This is a genomic window from Micromonospora sp. NPDC005163 (assembly GCF_053599835.1).
In genome coordinates this window covers 24,844-42,299 of sequence record NZ_JBSFYP010000043.1, presented here as the reverse complement: position 1 = coordinate 42,299, position 17,456 = coordinate 24,844, and the positions used below count along the sequence as shown (strand labels likewise).

Genomic DNA, 17,456 nt, shown 5'->3' with positions numbered 1-17,456 from the left:
AGGGGTACCGGCGCGGTGATCGAGACGATAGCGGCAGCGCGCAACGGCGTCAGCCCCCGTGGCTACAGCGCCAGGTAGCGCTGCCGCTCGTACGGGGTGACCTCGCGGCGGTACTGCTCCCACTCGGCTCGCTTGTTGCGCAGGAAGAAGTCGAAGACGTGCTCGCCGAGCACCTCGGCGACCAGCTCGGACCCGGCCATCACGTCGATCGCCTCGGCGAGGTTCTCCGGCAGCGCCTCGTACCCCATCGCCCGCCGCTCGGCGTTGGTCAGCGACCAGACGTCGTCCTCGGCGCCCGGCGGCAGCTCGTAGCCCTCCTCGATGCCCTTCATGCCGGCGCCGAGCAGCACCGCGAAGGCGAGGTACGGGTTGGCCGCCGAGTCCGGCGAACGGACCTCGACCCGGGCCGAGTTGGGCTTGCCGTAGGCCGGCACCCGGACCAGCGCGGACCGGTTCAGGTGCCCCCAGCAGACGTACGCCGGGCTCTCGGTGATCCGGTCCGGCAGGTGCTGCGGGAAGAGCCGCTTGTACGAGTTGACCCACTGGTTGGTGACCGCGGTGTACTCGCGGGCGTGCACCAGCAGGCCGGCGATGAACGACTTCGCCACCTTGGAGAGCTTCATCGGGTCGCCGTTGTCGTGGAAGGCGTTGCGCTCGCCCTCGAACAGCGACAGGTGGGTGTGCATGCCGCTGCCCGGCTGGTCGGTGAACGGCTTCGGCATGAAGCTCGCCTGCACGCCGGTGGAGAGCGCCACCTCCTTGACCACGTGCCGGAAGGTCATGATGTTGTCGGCGGTGGTGAGCGCGTCGGCGTAACGCAGGTCGATCTCCTGCTGGCCGGGGGCGACCTCGTGGTGGCTGAACTCCACCGAGATCCCGATCCGCTCCAGCGCCAGCACGCCCTGCCGCCGGAAGTCCCGGGCGACGGCGTGGGTGGTGTGCTCGAAGTAGCCGCCGGTGTCCACCGGAATGGGCACCGAGCCGTCCTGGGGGCCGTTCTCCAGCAGGAAGAACTCGATCTCGGGGTGGGTGTAGAAGGTGAAGCCCTTCTCGGCGGCCTTGGACAGCGCCCGGCGCAGCACGTGTCGCGGATCGGCCCAGGAAGGCCCCCCGTCGGGCAGCAGGATGTCGCAGAACATCCGGGCACTCTCGCCGCTGACCCCGCCCTCGAACGGGAAGACCTGGAAGGTCGTCGGGTCGGGCATGGCGACCATGTCGGATTCGAAGACCCGGGCGAAGCCCTCGATCGCCGAGCCGTCGAAGCCGATGCCCTCCTCGAAGGCTGCCTCCAGCTCGGCGGGCGCCACCGACACGCTCTTGAGCGTGCCCAGCACGTCCGTGAACCACAGCCGGACGAACCGGATGTCCCGCTCTTCCAGCGTACGGAGGACGAACTCCTGCTGACGGTCCACTTCCACCCCTCGCGACACCTGTTTGCCATCACCGGCCGGGCTGGCCGGGCCTGACCGACCAGTCTCCACGGGCCCGGTTACGCCGACGTTACGCCAACGCCCGGCCGCCGTCCTGCCGTGGCCGCCGAGGTGCCCGCGCGCGGACAGCGGCCCGACGTGAGCCGGCCGTCCGGTGGGTGGCCGAGCCCAGCGGCGCGTGGCCCGCATCTCCCGCCGGGCGCCGTGTCCGCCCCGAGCGGCTGGGGCAAGATGAGGGCATGCCCACCCTGCGTCTCGCCCTGTCCCAGGTCAACCCGAGCGTCGGCGACCTCGCCGGCAACGCCGACCTGGTCCGCAGCTGGACACGCCAGGCCGCCGACGCCGGCGCCCAGCTGGTGCTCTTCCCGGAGATGATGCTGACCGGGTACCCGGTCGAGGACCTGGTCTTCCGGCGTTCCTTCGTCGCCGCGTCCAGGGCCGCCCTGGAGCGGCTCGCCGCCGACCTCGCGGCAGACGGCCTCGGCGCGCTGCCGGTCGTGGTCGGCTACCTGGACGCCGACGGGCCGCCGCAGGTCAGCGGGGACGCCGAGCCGGGCCGGGGCGCCCGCAACGCCGCCGCCCTGCTGCACCGGGGCGCGGTGGCCGCCCGCTACTTCAAGCACCACCTGCCCAACTACGGCGTCTTCGACGAGGATCGCTACTTCGTCTCCGGCGACACGCTGACCGTCGTGCGGATCGGCGGGGTGGACGTCGCGCTGACCATCTGCGAGGACCTGTGGCAGGCCGGCGGCCCGTTCGCCGCCGCCCGGCAGGCCAGGGTCGGCCTCGTGGTCAACATCAACGGCTCGCCGTACGAGCTGAACAAGGACGACATCCGGCTGCCGCTGGTCCGCCGCCGGGCCGCCGAGGCCGGCGCCGCCATCGCGTACGTCAACATGATCGGCGGCCAGGACGAGCTGGTCTTTGAGGGCGACTCGATGATCGTGGGCGCCGACGGTGAGCTGCTGACCCGGGCCCCGCAGTTCGTCGAGCACCTGCTCGTGCACGACGTGGAGCTCCCGGCCGCCGCCGAGACACCGGCCGTGGAGGCCGTCGCGGACGCCATGCGGGTGGCGCACAGCACGGTGGACGTCATCCCGCCCACGCCGTCCGGGCCGCCCGCGATCGGCGGGTCGATCGAGCCGGTGGCCGACGAGGCCGAGGTGTGGCAGGCGCTGGTGCTCGGCCTGCGCGACTACGTCAACAAGAACCGGTTCCCGTCGGTGGTGCTCGGCCTCTCCGGCGGCATCGACTCCGCGGTGGTGGCCGCGCTCGCCGTCGACGCGCTCGGCCCGGACCGGGTGGTCGGGGTGTCGCTGCCCAGCCAGCACTCCTCGGAGCACTCCCGGGAGGACGCCGCCGACCTGGCCAAGCGCACCGGGCTGGATTACCGGGTGGAACCGATCCAGCCGATGGTGGACGGCTTCCTGGCCAACCTGTCGCTCTCCGGGGTGGCGGTGGAGAACCTTCAGGCCCGGGTACGCGGCGTGATCCTGATGGCCCTGTCGAACCAGGAGGGCCACCTGGTGCTGACCACCGGCAACAAGAGCGAGCTGGCGGTCGGCTACTCCACCCTGTACGGCGACTCGGTGGGCGGCTTCAACCCCATCAAGGACGTCTGGAAGACGCTGGTCTGGCGGCTCGCGAAGTGGCGCAACGCGGACGCGATGCGGCGGGGCGAGACCGCGCCGATCCCGGAGAACTCGATCGGCAAGCCGCCGAGCGCCGAGCTGAGCCCGGGCCAGCTGGACAGCGACACCCTGCCCGACTACGACGTGCTGGACCCGATCCTGATCGGATACGTCGACGGCGACCTCGGCCGGGACGGGCTCGTCGAGTCGGGCCACGACCCGGCGGTGGTGGACAAGGTGCTGCGGCTGGTGGATACCGCCGAGTACAAGCGACGGCAGTCCGCTCCGGGCGCGAAGATCTCGATGAAGGCGTTCGGGCGGGACCGTCGGCTGCCGATCACCAGCCGGTGGCGCGAGCACGGCTGAGTCGCCCGGGTGCGGTGGAGTGACATCTCGCACTGCGCCCTGCCGTCACCCCCTTCCGCGGTGCGACGATCGCTGCGGAACCCGGGGACCGCGCAGGCGGCCTCGAGGAAGGAGACAGTGATGGTGGAGTCCACTCCGAACGAGGTGACCGCCCTGTACGGCGGGCCGGCCACGCGACGAGTCCGTACCCGCGACCTCATCGCCGCCAAGGAGCGCGGCGAACGGTGGCCGATGCTCACCTCGTACGACCAGTACACGGCGGCGATCTTCGACCAGGCCGGAGTTCCGGTGCTGTTGGTCGGCGACTCGGCCGCGAACAACGTGTTCGGCTACGAGACCACCCTGCCGGTCACCGCCGACGAACTGCTCCCGCTGGTGCGGGCCGTCGTACGGGCGACCCGGCAGGCACTCATCGTCGGTGACCTGCCGTTCGGCTCGTACGAGGAGGGCCCGACCCAGGCGCTGCGCACCGCCGTCCGGTTCATGAAGGAGGGTGGCTGCCACGCGGTGAAGCTGGAGGGTGGCCGCCGCTGCGCCGCGCAGATCGCCGCGATCGTCGGCGCGGGTATCCCGGTGATGGCGCACATCGGTTTCACCCCGCAGAGCGAGCACACCCTGGGCGGTTACCGGGTGCAGGGCCGGGGCGACGCGGCCGACGAGGTGCTGGCCGACGCGCGGGCGGTGGCCGAGGCCGGCGCGTTCGCGGTGGTGCTGGAGATGGTGCCGGGTGAGGTGGCCAAGCAGGTCACCCACGAGCTGCCGATCCCCACGGTCGGCATCGGGGCGGGCCCGGCCACCGACGCGCAGGTGCTGGTCTGGCAGGACATGGCCGGCCTGCGTACCGGCAAGGCACCACGCTTCGTGAAGCGGTACGCGGATCTCGCCGGCGCCCTCACCGACGCCACCCGTCGATTCGCCGACGAGGTCCGCGGCGGCGAGTTCCCGGCCGCCGAGCACACCTTCTAGGACAGTGGGCGGCGCGGGCCGGCCGGCACGGCGTTTCCGCTCGCCGGCCGGCCCCGCCGCTGGGTCGGGGTCGCTGGGTCGCGGTCGCTGCCTCGCTGCCTCTCCAAACGACAGCGGCAGTCCAATCGATCAAGATGACTGAGATTGTCGTACACCTGTTCTAGTCTCTGGTCGTGGTCGAGGAGTTGGCGCAGGCGGAGGACGCGGTGGCGGCGTGCCTCGACGTGGCCACCTGGGCCGTCGCGGAGCACGACCTCGTCGCGGCGCTCGACGCCACACACCGGCTCGAGCAGCGCCTGGCGGCCGTCAAACTGACCCTCGTGCGCGAGCTGGACGGCCGAGGCACCGCCCGCGCCCAGGGCGCGTCCTCGACGGCGCTCTGGCTGCGAGATCGACTACGGCTCACCGTCCCCACCGCCCGGCGGCTGGTCGACCTCGCCAGCACCCTGGACGCCGGCGCCCCCGGAGTGCGCCGCGCGCTGGCCGACGGGGCCATCAGCCTGGAGCAGGCGCGGGTCATCGGCGACACCGTCAACACCGTGCACGCCACCGCCGGCGTCGCGGCCGCCGACAAGGCCGTCGGCGTGCTCGTCGAATGGGCAGGGCAGTTCGATCCCGTGCTGCTCCGCAGGCTGAGCGCACGAATCCTCGACCACGTCGCTCCCGAGGCCGCCGAAGCCGCCGCCCGGGCCGCGGTGGAAGCCGAGACCCACCGAGCCGCCCGAGACCGTCACGTCACCCTGTCCGAGCTGCACGATGGCCGCCTGCGGCTGACCGGCAGCCTGGACGCCGAGACCGCCGGCCTGCTGCGCGCCGCGATCGACCCGCTGACCGCGCCGTCGGGCCCGCACGACCCGCGCACCCCCGGGCAACGCCGACACGACGCGCTCGCCGACCTCTGCCGGCTCACCCTGCGCACCGGTGAGCTCCCCGAGCACGGCAGCGAGCCCGCCCAGATCGTCATCACCACCAGCTTCGACGCCCTGGCCCGACACCTCAACGCCGGCACCCTGGACACCGGCCTCCAACTCACCCCAGAGACGGTCCGCCGACTCGCCTGCGACGCAAGCATCCTGCCCGCCGTCCTCGGCGGCGCCGCTCAACCGCTCGACGTGGGCCGACAACGCCGCCTCATCACCGGGCCCCTCCGACGCGCCCTGGTCCTACGAGACCGCGGCTGCGCCTTCCCCGGCTGCGACCGCCCACCCCGCTGGTGCGACGCCCACCACATCCGACACTGGGCCGACGGCGGCGACACAAGCCTGACGAACGCCGTGCTGCTCTGCGCACACCACCACCGACACATCCACCACAACGACTGGACCGTCCGACAGAGCGGCGACGGCCACCCGAGTTCGTCCCACCAGCCTGGCTCGATCCCGACCGCCTCCCCCGCCGCAACCAATACCACCGGCGCACGTGAAGACGCCGCTGACCATCGACAAGACACGCGCAGGCCGACGAGCCAAACGGGCCATCGGCCGAATCAGGGCCGCCGACCGGTAACCCCGTCGGACAGACTCGCCGGTACGCGGCCCCGGCAAACGGGCTCGGCGGTGGTTGCCGCTCAGAGGTCGGTGACGCGGATGCCGGCGTGCGCCTTGTACCGCTTGTTGATGGCGATCAGGTTGGCGGTGAACGCCTCGATCTGGTGGGCGTTGCGCAGCCGGCCGGCGTAGATGCCGCGCATCCCGGGGATCCGGGCGGCGAGCGCGCCGACCACGTCGACCAGCTCGCGGTCCTCGGTGCAGATCAGCACGTCAAGGTCGATGCGGTCGACCTCGGGGTCAGCCAGCAGCGGAGCGCTGACGTGGTTGAACGCCGCGCAGACCCGGGAGTCGGGCAGCAACGCGGCGGCCTGCTGCACGGCGCTGCCCTCGGGGACGGTCAGCGCGTACGGGCCCTGCTTGTCGAAGCCGAGCGGGTTGACGCAGTCGACGACGATCGTGCCGGCGAGCGGCTCGGCGAGAGCGGCGACGGTCGCGGCGTGCCCGTCCCACGGCACGGCGATGATGACCACGTCGCTGCGGCGGGCCACCTCGTCGTTGGCGGCACCCGTGATGCTGGCGTCGGCCGGCATCCGGGGCAGGGCGGCGATCTCGGCGGCGGATTCGGCGGCCCGCTCCGCGGACCGGGAGCCGATCAGCACCGTCTGCCCGGCTTGGGCGAACCGGTAGGCGAGGCCCCGCCCCTGGTCGCCGGTGCCACCGATGATGCCGACCGTCAGTCCGGACACGTCGGGCAGCGTGCTCGCGTCGTATGCCATGGGCTCATCCTCGCAAACCGCCCGGTCCGGCAGCAGCGCCAGGCGCTGTGACAATCCCCGCTGCCGCCCGCCGCGGCCGGGTCAGGCCAGCTCGAACAGGACCGAGCGGGCCTCCGGGTCGGCGGTGACCAGCCGGACCCGGACCCGTTCGCCGAGCGGCAACTCACCGAGGCAGCGGGCGCGTACCGGCGGCGCGTCCAGGGCCACCGTTCCGCCGGGCGGTCGGGGGCGGGAGCGGCCGTTCGGTGGGGCGTCCACGTCGAGCACCGCCGCGTCGAAGGTCTCACCCACCCGGTGCGCCAGCAGCACCGCCTCGGCCAGCTCGACGGCACCCCGGCTGGCCGCCGAGGCGGTCCGGTCGGTCGTGGCCATCACCTCGGGCAGTCGGGGCATCGCGGCGCGCGCCCAGTCGGGCACCGGCCGGCCCGCGTGCAGGGCCAGGCAGACCTCGGTGGCGTACCGGTCGGCCAGGCGCCGCAACGGCGCCGTGACGTGGGCGTACGCGGCGGCCACACCGCCGTGCTCCGGCTGCTCGGGCAGCGTCCCGTCGAACGCGGTGTACGCCGCGCCGCGCATCAGCTCGGCCGCCTGGTCGATGAACGCGGCGGCTCGTGGCTGGGCGGCGTCCAGCCCGGCGATCACCTCGCCCGGGCTGGTGTCGTCCGGCCAGTGGACGCCCAGCGGCGTGGCGGCGGCCCGCAACCGCTGCACCGCCTCCGGCTTCGGCGCTGGCATGGTGCGCAGCAGGCCGATCCGGCCGGCCAGCATGATGTCGGCGGCGGCCATCCCGGTCAGCAGCGAGATCTGCGCGTTGTGCTCCTCCATGGGCACCGGGCCGCGCAGCACCAGCCGCCAGCCGTCGCCGTCGGGCTCCACGTCCTGCTCGGGCAGCGGCAGGTTGATGGCGCCACGACGCAGGCCCCGGGCGGTCAACCGGTCGCCGATCTCGGGCAGCAGCGCGATCGGCTCGGGCAGCCGACCGGCATCGGCCGCGGCCTGCACCCCGGCGTAGTCGAGCTTGGCGCGGCTGCGGACCAGGGCGCGTTCCAGCTCGACAGCCACCGTGCCGCCGTCGGCGTCCAGGTCGATGGTCCAGACGACGGCGGCCCGGTCGTCGTCGGGCAGCAGGCTGGCGGCGCCCTCGCTGAGCGTCAGCGGGTGCAGCGGCACGTGCCCGTCGGGCAGGTAGACGGTCTGCCCCCGCCGCCAGGTCTCCGCCTCCAGCGCGCCGCCCGGGCGGACGTGCGCGGCGACGTCGGCGATCGCGTACCGCACCCGGTAGCCGCCGCCCGGCCGGCGGGCGAGGTGCATCGCCTGGTCCAGGTCCCGCGACGTCGCGGGGTCGACCGTCACGAACGGCACGTCGGTGCGGTCGACGGGCGGCCGCGGCGGTGCGGCGGCCGCCTCGTCGGCCTCCTTCTGGGCGGCGGTCGGAAAGCCCTCGGGCAGGCCGAGCTCGCGGCGCAGCGCGCCGAAGTCGATGCGGGGCGCGAGTACGCGTCGGATGACCACGGGTCAATCCTGACAGCGCCGCCGGTGATCCGCTTCCGGTGACCGGCCGAGATCTCGGACCGGCGTGTCGGGAAGCGCCCGGTTGGGGCGGCCTACGGTCAGCCGGTCGCCTTCCGGGCGGCGGTCCGGGTGCCACGCGGGGCGGTGGTCCGGGCGGCGACCGGACGTGCCGGTGACTTGCGGGCGGTCACCTTGCGGGCCGGAGCCTTGGCCGCCACGGTCTTCTTCGCCGGGGCCTTCTTCGCCGCCGCCTTGCGGGTGGTGGTCGACGAGGTGGCGGTCGACTTCGCGGCCGGCGCCTTCTTCGCAGGGGCCTGGCGGGCACCACCGCTCGGGCCGGTGGACGCGGCCTTCTTCGCCGCCGTCTTCTTCGCCGGGGCCTTCTTGGCGGCCGTCTTCTTCGTGGTGGACGCCTTGGTCGCGACCTTGCGCGCCGGCGCCTTCGCCGCGGCGGTGGTCTTCCTGGCCGCCGCCGTGGTGGTCTTCTTCGCGGCGCCGGTCGTCTTCTTCGCGGCGCCGGTGGTCTTCTTCGCGGCGCCGGTCGTCTTCTTCGCGGCGCTGGTCGTCTTCTTCGCCGTACCGGCGGTCTTCCGCGCCGTGCTGGCCGTGGTCTTCTTCGCCGCCGACGCCGGGGCCTTCTTGGCGGCGGTGGTCGTCTTGCGGGTGGCGGTCGAGGCCTTCGCCGGCGCCTTCTTGGCCGCGGTGGTGGTCTTGGTGGCGGCCTTCTTCGCCGGGGCCTTGGCCGCCGTGGTGGTCTTCTTGGCCGGGGCACGTCCCGCCCCGCCGGCCGCCTTGCGGGCCGGCGCCTTCGCCGCAGCCGTGGTGGACTTGCGCACGGGGGTGGTTCGGCTCGCTGCCGTGTTCCGCTCTGCCGCGGCGGTCTTCTTCGCGGTGGTACGCCGGGCGGCCGGGCGGGTGGTGGCCTGCTGTGCTTCGGCCATCGTGGTTCCCTCCTTGGGGACGTGCTCTCGCGTGCGTCCTCGCGGAGCACGAAATACCTCGGCGCGGGCCGTCCCGCGCCGTCTACCTGTCCTCCCCGGCCCACCGGGCGTCCTCGGCGTCCCACGCCTCGTTCCGCTCCTGCACCCGTTGCAGGGCGTTCTCCGCGTCGGCCGCCGAGTCGTACGGGCCGAGGACATGCTTCGCCGGGCACACGTCGGCGCCCGTCTCGACCCGGTGGTGCCGGGTGCACCAGTAGAACTGCCCACCACGTCCGCTGTCGCTCATGGGAATCACTGTGCACCGCGAACCGACCGGCCGCCACCGGATCGCACAAGTAGCCGACCCTCTCCACAGTAGATATGCATTGCGTCTGTCGGGCCGGAACACCAAAAGAAGGCCAGGCCGGGATACTTCGCGCCCGCCGCCGGCCGTCGGCTGAACGGCCGGTTCCGGCGTACGACGGGCCTGGGGCAGGATCGTCCCGTGATCAACACGGTGACCGGCACGGGGGCGTGCCCGGGGTGTGGGGCCAAGACGGAGTCCGTACGCGACGCGGTGCCATGGTGCCCACGCTGCGAGTGGAATCTGGACACGTACGACCCGGTGCGGCGCGAACGCGAGTTTGGCTGGACCTGGGTCGACCGGTGGACCTACCGGATGGCGTTCCGGACGACCAGCCGGCAGTTCACCCAGCTGGCCGGGCGACCGCTGGGCGCCAACGGGTCCAACAGCGCCCGGACGCTGACCGCAGTGGCGTCGCTGGCGCTCGTCGCGGCGGTACTCGCGCTGGCGGTCACCGGCGCATGGCTGATCGTGGCGTTCCCGTTTCCGAACCTGGCGATCCTGCCGGGTGTAGCGATGGCCGGTCTGGCGGTCGCCCTGCGGCCCCGGTTCGACCGGCTCGACCCGGAACTGGAGGTGCTCTCCCGCGACCGGGCGCCGGAGTTGTTCGCGCTGATCGGCGAGGTGGCCACCGCGATCGGGGCACCGGCGCCGGACGTGGTCGGCGTCGACAGCGACATCAACGCGTACGCGGGAGCGGTCGGCGTGCGGCGCCGGAAGGTGCTCTGCCTCGGACTGCCGTTGTGGGGTTCACTCACCGCCAGCGAGCGGGTGGCGTTGCTCGGTCACGAGCTCGGCCACTTCGTCAACGGTGACCCGCGCCGGGGGCTGCTCACGCAGCCCGCGTTCACCATGCTCCGCTCCGCCGCCGACCTCTTCCGGCCGGTACGAACGAGCGTCGGCGCCGGGCTGGTGGAGATGGTGGGTGACGCGCTGGGCCGGGCGTTCCAGTGGGTGGTGTCCCGGGTGCTGTTCGTCGCCCACCTGCTGTTGGTGAGCATGGCGCTTCGGGACAGCCAACGCGCCGAGTACCTCGCCGACGAACTCGCCGCCCGGGTGGCCGGCTCGACTGCCGCGACCGAGCTGCTCGACGCCCTGCTCGGCGGCGAGTCGATGGCGCTGGCGGTGCGTCGGGAGACCCAGGCGGGACACGGCCCGGACCGGTGGCGTTCGGCGTTGGCTGAGGCCCGCGCCGCGAGCGCCGATCGGCTGCCGCTGCTGCGCCAACTGTCGGTCCGCGACGAGGCGTCGCTGTTCGCCGCCCACCCACCGATCGGACTGCGCCGCCGCATGCTCACCGACCGCCCGTGGCAGGACCCCGCGGTGGTCCTCACCGAGGCCCGCATGGAACGGATCGACGCCGAACTCGCCAGGGAGTACGAGCGCTTCCGCCGTACCGTCAGCTGGTCGGCCTGACGCTGACCTGGCGCGACGGGACGGCGCTGCCCGGTGGGGTCGTGCCTATGATCGCCGGATGGGAACACCGGACTACATCGTGGGGCTGCGCAAGCACGTCGGCCACGACCTGCTGTGGCTGCCCAGCGTCAGCGCGGTGGTCCGCAACGACGCCGGTGAGCTGCTGCTCGGCCAGCGCGCCGACGACGGACGCTGGTCGGTGATCAGCGGGTTCGTCGAGCCGGGCGAGCAGCCGGCCACCGCGCTGGTCCGCGAGGTGCGGGAGGAGACCGGCCTGGACGTGGTGCCGGTACGGCTGTCCAGCGCCGTCTCGCACCCGCACACGTACCCCAACGGGGACCGCTGCGAATACCTCAACCTGGGCTTCCTCTGCCGACTGGTGGCCGGCACCGCCCGGGTCAACGACGATGAGTCGCTGGCCGTGCGGTGGTTTCCGTTGGACCGGCTGCCCGAGTTGGACAAGCACGCCCTGCTGGTCATCGCCTACGCGCTGCGCGAGAACCAGTCGGCCGGGTACCTGGAGCCGGGCACGACGTGGGACGACGTGCCCGACTGAGCTGCACGGATCAGACCGACGACGGGGTCGGTGTCGGCGCGACGGCGGCGGGCGCCGACCGGGCCGCCCGGATGGCGTACGCGAGCGCGTAGGGCGTGCACGCCAGGTAGAGCATGGGTTCCACCTGCACCTGGTAGGTGATCAGCTGGAAGATCTCCACTGAGATGGGCCCGGGTGGGCCGACGTTCCAGTCCGTCCAGGCGGCGAAGAGCCACAGCGGCGCGGAGAGCCAGTCGACGCTGTCCGGTGACAGCGCACCGCTGAGCGGGCCAGCACCGCTGCCCGCCGGCATGATGTCGACAACGACGCGGATCACCGCAAGGTCGGCCGCTGCGAGCGCGCCGAGGACGCCCAGCCACCAGGCTCCGCGGAGCCGGTTCCGGGTGGCGAGGCTCGCGGCGGCCCAGAGAGCCAGCGTCAGGCCGACCAGCCAGAACAACAGACCGGGTACGGCGCGGGCCAGGTCGTCCGGGTAGATGACGTACAGGAGCGGGACCGCGACCGCACCGATGGGGAGCACCACGCCGAGCGCGATGCGCAGCGGGCCGTCGAGTGCGGTGTGCCGGGCCCATCGGGCGGCGTACGCCGCCAGCAGCACCGCCAACCCGACGGTGAGCGCCGTCCAGATCGGTTTCTGCGACCGCTCCGACCAGCCCACTCCCGTCAGCCCGACCTCGATCGGGTACACGGCGAAGGCGCCGCCGACCACGATCCCGACGCAGGCGATCGGGGACAGCAGCAACGCGGCCACCGTACGGCGGGCCCGACCGCGCATCAGGCTGCGATCGACGAGCGGGGCACCGGCGCGGCTGACGGCGAGGCTCACCGCGAAACCGACCATCTTCGTCCAGCGACCGCTCTCGGCGAGGACGTGCAACTCGGCGGCCCACTCGCGGCGCAGGTCGTCGCGGACGTCGGCCGGCCAGCGGCGCGCGGCCATCTCCAGCAGCAATTCGGCGGCCCGGCGGGTCACCACGCTGGCGCCCCGGTGGGCTCGGTGCCGCCCCACGAGGGACGGCCGTCGGGGATCGCGGCGCGCAGGTCGGCGAGCGCCCGCCGGGCCTGCGCCACCCCTTCGGCCGTCAGGCGGTAGTAGCGGCGGGCCGGCCGGCCGGCCGCGACGGGGTCGATCGCCTCCCAGTCGGCGGCCAGCCAGCCGGCCCCTCTCAGCCGGTGCAGCACCGGGTAGAGGGTGCCGCTGGGCAGGCCGGTCAATCGCATCAGGTCCAGCCCGTAGCGCTGCGCGTCGGGCTCGGCGAGCAGCGCCGCGAGCACCTTGGCGACCGGAATGGTGATCCGCATCCGACCACTGTATCGGGTCTCTACATAGGGGTGGGTACCCGTTCGACGGGAATCCACAACTCGGCGTCCGCCTCGGTGCCGTCCGCGGACACCCGGACCCGGGAGATCTCCGGTCCAGGTCGGCTGCGGTACGGGTTGGACGGAAACCACTGCGTGAACACGTCCCGCCACAGGTACTGCACCGCCTGCGGAAACGCCCCGGAGGTGGTGAACACCGCCCACGTCCCGGCCGAAACCGGCAGCGCGTCCAGGTCGTCCGGCGGTGCGGCTCCGGTGACCACCCCGTGCCAGTAGTCCAGCTCGGTGCCCTCCGCCCGACTGCCGGCGAGGTTGTCACTGACGTTGACGATCCCGCTCGGCTCCTGATCGGAGAGCGCCTCGATCCGCCCGGTCGTCTCCTTGTCGATGCCCCGGATGAACGCGACGATCGCCGGGTTCATCCCCTCGTGCACCAGCGGGACTCGGGCCTTCCGCCCCACCAGTGTGAACGCGTCCTTGCCGACGATTCGGTACTCCATGCTGCCGCTCCCTTCGACGGTGAGACGGAAGGACATCCGGGGCTGGGCACGCAGCGCTGCCCCCGTACGCCGAGCCTCTCCGGGACCCACGCCGTGCACGGCGTGGAACGCCCGGGCGAACGCCTCGGCCGAGCCGTAGCCGTAGTGCACGGCGACGTCGAGCAAGGTCCGCTCCCCCGCCAGGACGTCCGCGCCGGCGACGGTGAGCCGACGACGACGGATGTACTCCGACAGCGGCATCCCGGCCAGCGCGGAGAACAGCCGCCGGAAGTGGTACTCCGACGTGAGTGCGATCCGCGCCAGGTCGGCCACCTCGATTCGCTGGTCGAGGTGCCGCTCGATGTACGCCAGGGCCTCGTTGAGCCGCTCCAGCACCCGGGCCTCCTTCCCTTTCGAGCACTGACGCTAGGTCGCGGGGCAGATGCCGCACCCGACATCCGGTGCCCGCAACGGTCGGGTCTGCCCCCGGTCGCCGCCTCGGCGTGCACCGCCGATGTCGTAGCCTGGCGGACTTTGCTTCTCAAGGAGGTTGACGTGGCCGAGTATCCGCAGGACGTCGTTCAGCGCTTCCACGGCACCCCCGAGCAGGTGGACGCCGGCCTGGTGGGCGAGCCGCCACGCACCTGGGGGTCCGTCGTCATCGAGGAGTACGACCCGACCTGGGCGCAGCGGTTCGCCGCCGTCCACGCGTCGCTCTCCACGGCGTTGGAGGACCTGATCATCGGGGTGGAACACATCGGGTCCACCGCGGTGCCGGGACTGGCAGCCAAGCCCGTCATCGACATCGACCTCACGATCGAGGACACAGCGGAGGAGTCCACCTATCTCCCCGCCCTGGAACGGCTCGGATACCGACTCGCCCTCCGGGAGCCCTGGTGGCACGGGCACCGGATGCTCCTCAGCCCCGCCGAGGACGTCAACCTGCACGTCTGGCCGCGGGCCGCACCCGAACCCGTCCGGCATCGGCTCTTTCGCGACTGGCTGCGCTCGCATCCGCAGGACCGGGAGCTGTACGCCGCTACCAAGCGGCGCCTCGCGCGGGACACCGCGCACCGGCCTCGCGACTACAGCCTGGCGAAGAACCCCGTCATCGACGAGATCTACGCGCGCATCTTCGCCAGTCAGGAACAGCCGAAGCGGTAGTCGGGGTCAGCGAGTCGGCTGCCGCATGATCCAGGTGGGGACGGGCTCCGAGAGGGAGTCCACCACCTCCCAGCCGGCGCGGCGATACAGCTCGACGTTGGCCGGGTTGCTGGTCTCCAGGATGGCCGGCAGACCGTCGGCGGCGGCGCGATCCAGCCCGGCCCTCATGACGGCGCGCCCCCAACCGCGTCCAGCGCTGTCAGGGTGCGTGCCCAGGACGCCGAGATACCAGAACGGGAACGCCGGCAGGGCGGCATGCACGGCCTTGTCATAGCCCTGAACGCGGGCCAGCACGTCAGCGGGGAAATGAGCGGCGAAGCCGCTGTCCGGCGATTCGTGCCCGGCGGCCGACAGCTCGGCCGACAGTTCAGCCGGCGGCTCCCAGATGGCGACCGAGGCACCCCCGCCGATCGTCCAGATCGACGACCTGTGCACCCGCTTGTCGAAGAGATGCCCAAAGAAGGCGGCGGCGTACCGCGGGTAGGTGTCCTCGTCCGGGAACAGGTACCGCAGCACGGGATCCTTGACGAACGCGGCGACCAGCGAACCGACCACCGCGTCGCGGTCCGCTGAGGTGGCGATGGTGATCTCGGGCGCTGTCACAGCAGTCGACACTATCCCGGCCGTGTTGGCGAAAGTGACCGCGCCTATCCGAAGGTGAAGGCGTACGCCTCCGCGCCTGGCTCGCCGAACGTGATCTCCAGGGTCGACTCACGGACCGCGTCGTGTTGGCGTACGAGCTGGTAGAGGCGGCCGTCCTGGAGTACGCCGTTGCCGTCCTCGTCGATGTCGACGCCGTGCGACGGGCCGGGAGCCGCGCCATCGAGCAGCACGCGGAACGGGATCGACTGTCCCGCCCCGGGAGCCAGCACGAGATGCGCGTCGCGAGCGTGGAACCGGAAGGCGATGCTGCCGCCGGCCCGGTCCGCCACGACGTTCTCCGACCCGATCGTCCACTCGCCCGCCAGGGCCCACTGGTTCAGGGCCAGGCTCTCCGGCAACTGGTAGGCGCGGCGTTCGTCGAGCGCGGCGCCGTTCGGCGACGCGAAGTGTTCGCCGCGGCTGAAACCGAGGTACGTCTCGGGCGTCCGCAGTTCGTCCCAGTCGGCCGCTGCCTCCGGGCCGAGGCCGTCGACGGGCACCGGCGCACGCTCGACGCCGAGCAGGTCCTGGAGCACCCGCTCGGACTGCTCGTAGCGCCCCTCGCCGAAGTGCTCGTCGCGGATGACCCCGTCCGCGTCGACGAAGTAGAGCGCCGGCCAGTACAGGTTCCCGAAGGCCCTCCAGATCGCGTAGTCGTTGTCGACCGCGACCGGGTAGCCGATCCCGCGCGCGGTGATCGCCTGTCGCACCTGGTCGACGTCGTGCTCGAACGAGAACTCCGGCGTGTGCACCCCGAGAACGACCAGCCCGTCGTCGCGGTACGCCTGCGCCCACGCGCGCACGTACGGCTCCTGGCGCAGCCAGTTGATGCACGTCAACGTCCAGAAGTTCACGAGGACGACGCGCCCACGCAGGTCGGCGGGGCCGAGTGGCTCGGAGTTGAGCCACTCGACCGCCCCGTCGAGCGGGGGCAGGTGTGGACGCCCGAACACGGCCATCTAGCGAAGCGACCGGAAGGCGGTACGCAGCTCTTCGGAGAAGATCTTCGGCTGTTCCCAGGCCGCGAAGTGCCCGCCCTTGTCGAGCTTGTTGTAGTAGATGAGGTTGGGGTACGCCTGCTCGGCCCAGCTCTGCGGCGCCTCGTAGAGCTCGTCGGGAAAGACGCTCACGGCGACCGGGACGTTCACGCCCTTGGCGGCGAAGAATGACAGCTTGTTCTCCGTGTACAGACGGGACGCGGAGATCGCGGTGTTCGTCAGCCAGTAGAGCGAGATGTTGTCCAGGATGTCGTCGCGGGTGAGCCCCTCTTTGGCCCCGTCGAAGACCCGCGAGATCAAATCCAGGCTTTTCGCGTCATGGTCGAGCAGGAAGGCCGCCAGGCCGACCGGAGAATCCGTCAGCCCGGTCAGCGTCTGCGGACGTGTCGCCATCATGAGGGCATAGGCCACGTGCTTCCAGACGAAGTTGACTTCCTCGGCAGCACGCATTTCGTCGTCGGACAGACCGGATGGCAGCGAACCCATGGCGTTGTTCGCGCCGGTGGTGTCGCCCTGGAACAGCAGGTCGATCTCGGGCGGGACCGCACCGGGCATGTTGGTGTGGATGCCGAGCAGTTCCGGAGGCGCCTGGATGCCCATCTGGTCCACGACGACCGCGCCCCAGTCGCCGCCCTGCGCGACGAACCGGTCGTAGCCGAGCCGCTTCATCAGCTCGGTCCAGGCGGTCGCGATCTTCTGCGGGTTCCAGCCCGACGCGGTCGGCTTGCCCGAGAAGCCGTGGCCGGGCAGTGACGGGATCACCAGGTGGAAGGCGTCCGACGCGCTCCCGCCGTGCGCCGTGGGGTCGGTGAGCGGTTCGATGATTTTCATCTGCTCGATCACCGAACCCGGCCACCCGTGCGTCACGATGAGCGGCAGCGCGTCCTCGTGCTTGGAGCGGACGTGGATGAAGTGGATGTCCACCCCGTCGATGGTGGTCATGAACTGCGGTACGGCGTTCAGCCGCGCCTCGACCTTGCGCCAGTCGTACTCGTTCTCCCAATAGCGGGCCACGGCCTGAATCATCGCGAGTGGCACGCCCTGCGACTGGTCGTCGACGGTTTCCTTTTCCGGCCATCGGGTGGCCGCGATCCGCCTTTTCAGGTCGTCGAGGTCCGCCTGGGGAATTTCCACCGTGAACGGCCGGATCTCCGTGGTGCCCGGACGAGTCTTGGTCTTGACAGCCATGCGTGCCTTCCTCTCCGCTTGAGCTTGTTGGAGGGCATGTTCGACAAAGGCGCTGACCGGAAGTGTGTGCCAGTTCGACGGAGGCACGCGGACGCCATATGTCGGAGCCTAGGGCCTGTGTCGAAGTCGCTGCCAGGGCTTGAGCTATTGGGTGCGGATCTTCGCGTGTCGGTGTTCGAGATATAGCGAGATCTCCGGTATCTGGTTCAGCGACCAAGCAGAACCCGAACACCGGAGA

At 71.8% G+C, this 17,456-nt stretch carries 16 protein-coding genes and 1 pseudogene; 6 read left to right on the top strand and 11 right to left on the bottom strand.

All coding sequences use genetic code 11. From position 1 onward, the window contains the following. Positions 1 to 62: 62 nt before the first annotated feature. Positions 63 to 1,412: a type I glutamate--ammonia ligase gene (gene glnA / locus ACWD6N_RS25605; RefSeq protein WP_354968527.1), complete on the bottom strand. Its 1,350-nt coding sequence runs from the start codon at positions 1,410 to 1,412 to the stop codon at positions 63 to 65. 257 nt (positions 1,413 to 1,669) lie between these two features. Here glnA and ACWD6N_RS25600 point away from each other — a divergent pair, with 257 nt between their 5' ends. The 3 genes and pseudogenes from ACWD6N_RS25600 (at position 1,670) to ACWD6N_RS25590 (ending at position 5,816) form a co-directional block, all read left to right on the top strand. Then, entirely contained in the window at positions 1,670 to 3,427 is a 1,758-nt protein-coding gene (locus ACWD6N_RS25600; protein ID WP_354968526.1) for an NAD+ synthase, read from the top strand. Between the two features lie 120 nt (positions 3,428 to 3,547). Next, positions 3,548 to 4,393 (top strand): 3-methyl-2-oxobutanoate hydroxymethyltransferase, encoded by an 846-nt coding sequence (panB, locus tag ACWD6N_RS25595; RefSeq protein WP_354968525.1) that lies wholly within the window; start codon positions 3,548 to 3,550, stop codon positions 4,391 to 4,393. Between the two features lie 173 nt (positions 4,394 to 4,566). Beyond that, positions 4,567 to 5,816: pseudogene (locus tag ACWD6N_RS25590) on the top strand (DUF222 domain-containing protein). 144 nt (positions 5,817 to 5,960) lie between these two features. On the opposite strand, the gene npdG reads toward ACWD6N_RS25590, so the two are convergent. The 4 genes from npdG to ACWD6N_RS25570 form a co-directional block, all read right to left on the bottom strand. Continuing rightward, positions 5,961 to 6,659: an NADPH-dependent F420 reductase gene (gene npdG, locus ACWD6N_RS25585; protein ID WP_354968524.1), complete on the bottom strand. Its 699-nt coding sequence runs from the start codon at positions 6,657 to 6,659 to the stop codon at positions 5,961 to 5,963. Between the two features lie 81 nt (positions 6,660 to 6,740). Further along, on the bottom strand, positions 6,741 to 8,171 hold the full coding sequence (locus ACWD6N_RS25580) for an RNB domain-containing ribonuclease (protein WP_354968523.1): 1,431 nt from the start codon (positions 8,169 to 8,171) through the stop codon (positions 6,741 to 6,743). Positions 8,172 to 8,269: 98 nt separating this feature from the next. Next, a complete protein-coding gene (locus tag ACWD6N_RS25575) occupies positions 8,270 to 9,112 on the bottom strand; it encodes a histone (RefSeq protein WP_354968522.1) in 843 nt (280 codons plus the stop codon). 82 nt (positions 9,113 to 9,194) lie between these two features. Continuing rightward, positions 9,195 to 9,398, bottom strand: coding sequence for a hypothetical protein (locus tag ACWD6N_RS25570; RefSeq protein WP_354968521.1), 204 nt, complete (start codon positions 9,396 to 9,398; stop codon positions 9,195 to 9,197). Positions 9,399 to 9,596: 198 nt separating this feature from the next. On the opposite strand from ACWD6N_RS25570, the gene ACWD6N_RS25565 reads away from it, so the two are divergent. Further along, positions 9,597 to 10,871, top strand: a complete 1,275-nt coding sequence (locus ACWD6N_RS25565; RefSeq protein ID WP_354968520.1) for a M48 family metalloprotease — start codon at positions 9,597 to 9,599, stop codon at positions 10,869 to 10,871. Between the two features lie 58 nt (positions 10,872 to 10,929). Continuing rightward, complete coding sequence (locus ACWD6N_RS25560; RefSeq protein ID WP_354968519.1) at positions 10,930 to 11,427, top strand: NUDIX hydrolase; 498 nt, start codon at positions 10,930 to 10,932, stop codon at positions 11,425 to 11,427. 10 nt (positions 11,428 to 11,437) lie between these two features. Here the strand turns inward: ACWD6N_RS25560 and ACWD6N_RS25555 are convergent, their stop codons facing one another. From ACWD6N_RS25555 to ACWD6N_RS25545, 3 genes are read right to left on the bottom strand one after another with little or no spacing between them, the layout of a single operon-like run. Further along, positions 11,438 to 12,403, bottom strand: a complete 966-nt coding sequence (locus ACWD6N_RS25555) for a hypothetical protein (RefSeq protein WP_354968518.1) — start codon at positions 12,401 to 12,403, stop codon at positions 11,438 to 11,440. After that, positions 12,397 to 12,729 (bottom strand): PadR family transcriptional regulator, encoded by a 333-nt coding sequence (locus tag ACWD6N_RS25550; protein ID WP_354968517.1) that lies wholly within the window; start codon positions 12,727 to 12,729, stop codon positions 12,397 to 12,399. The genes ACWD6N_RS25555 and ACWD6N_RS25550 overlap by 7 nt, the downstream gene beginning before the upstream one ends. 20 nt (positions 12,730 to 12,749) lie before the next feature. After that, complete coding sequence (locus tag ACWD6N_RS25545; protein ID WP_354968516.1) at positions 12,750 to 13,622, bottom strand: AraC family transcriptional regulator; 873 nt, start codon at positions 13,620 to 13,622, stop codon at positions 12,750 to 12,752. Positions 13,623 to 13,781: 159 nt separating this feature from the next. On the opposite strand from ACWD6N_RS25545, the gene ACWD6N_RS25540 reads away from it, so the two are divergent. Continuing rightward, positions 13,782 to 14,390: a GrpB family protein gene (locus tag ACWD6N_RS25540; protein WP_354968515.1), complete on the top strand. Its 609-nt coding sequence runs from the start codon at positions 13,782 to 13,784 to the stop codon at positions 14,388 to 14,390. Positions 14,391 to 14,396: 6 nt separating this feature from the next. On the opposite strand, the gene ACWD6N_RS25535 is transcribed toward ACWD6N_RS25540, so the two are convergent. Genes ACWD6N_RS25535 through ACWD6N_RS25525 form a run of 3 tightly spaced genes read right to left on the bottom strand, consistent with a single transcriptional unit; the run spans position 14,397 to position 17,218 of the window. Next, positions 14,397 to 14,993 (bottom strand): GNAT family N-acetyltransferase, encoded by a 597-nt coding sequence (locus ACWD6N_RS25535; protein ID WP_354968514.1) that lies wholly within the window; start codon positions 14,991 to 14,993, stop codon positions 14,397 to 14,399. A gap of 44 nt (positions 14,994 to 15,037) precedes the next feature. After that, positions 15,038 to 15,991, bottom strand: a complete 954-nt coding sequence (locus ACWD6N_RS25530; RefSeq protein ID WP_354968513.1) for a redoxin domain-containing protein — start codon at positions 15,989 to 15,991, stop codon at positions 15,038 to 15,040. Next, positions 15,992 to 17,218 carry an epoxide hydrolase family protein gene (locus ACWD6N_RS25525; protein WP_354968540.1) on the bottom strand — a complete coding sequence of 409 codons (1,227 nt, stop codon included), beginning with the start codon at positions 17,216 to 17,218 and terminating at the stop codon, positions 15,992 to 15,994. Positions 17,219 to 17,456 lie beyond the last annotated feature (238 nt).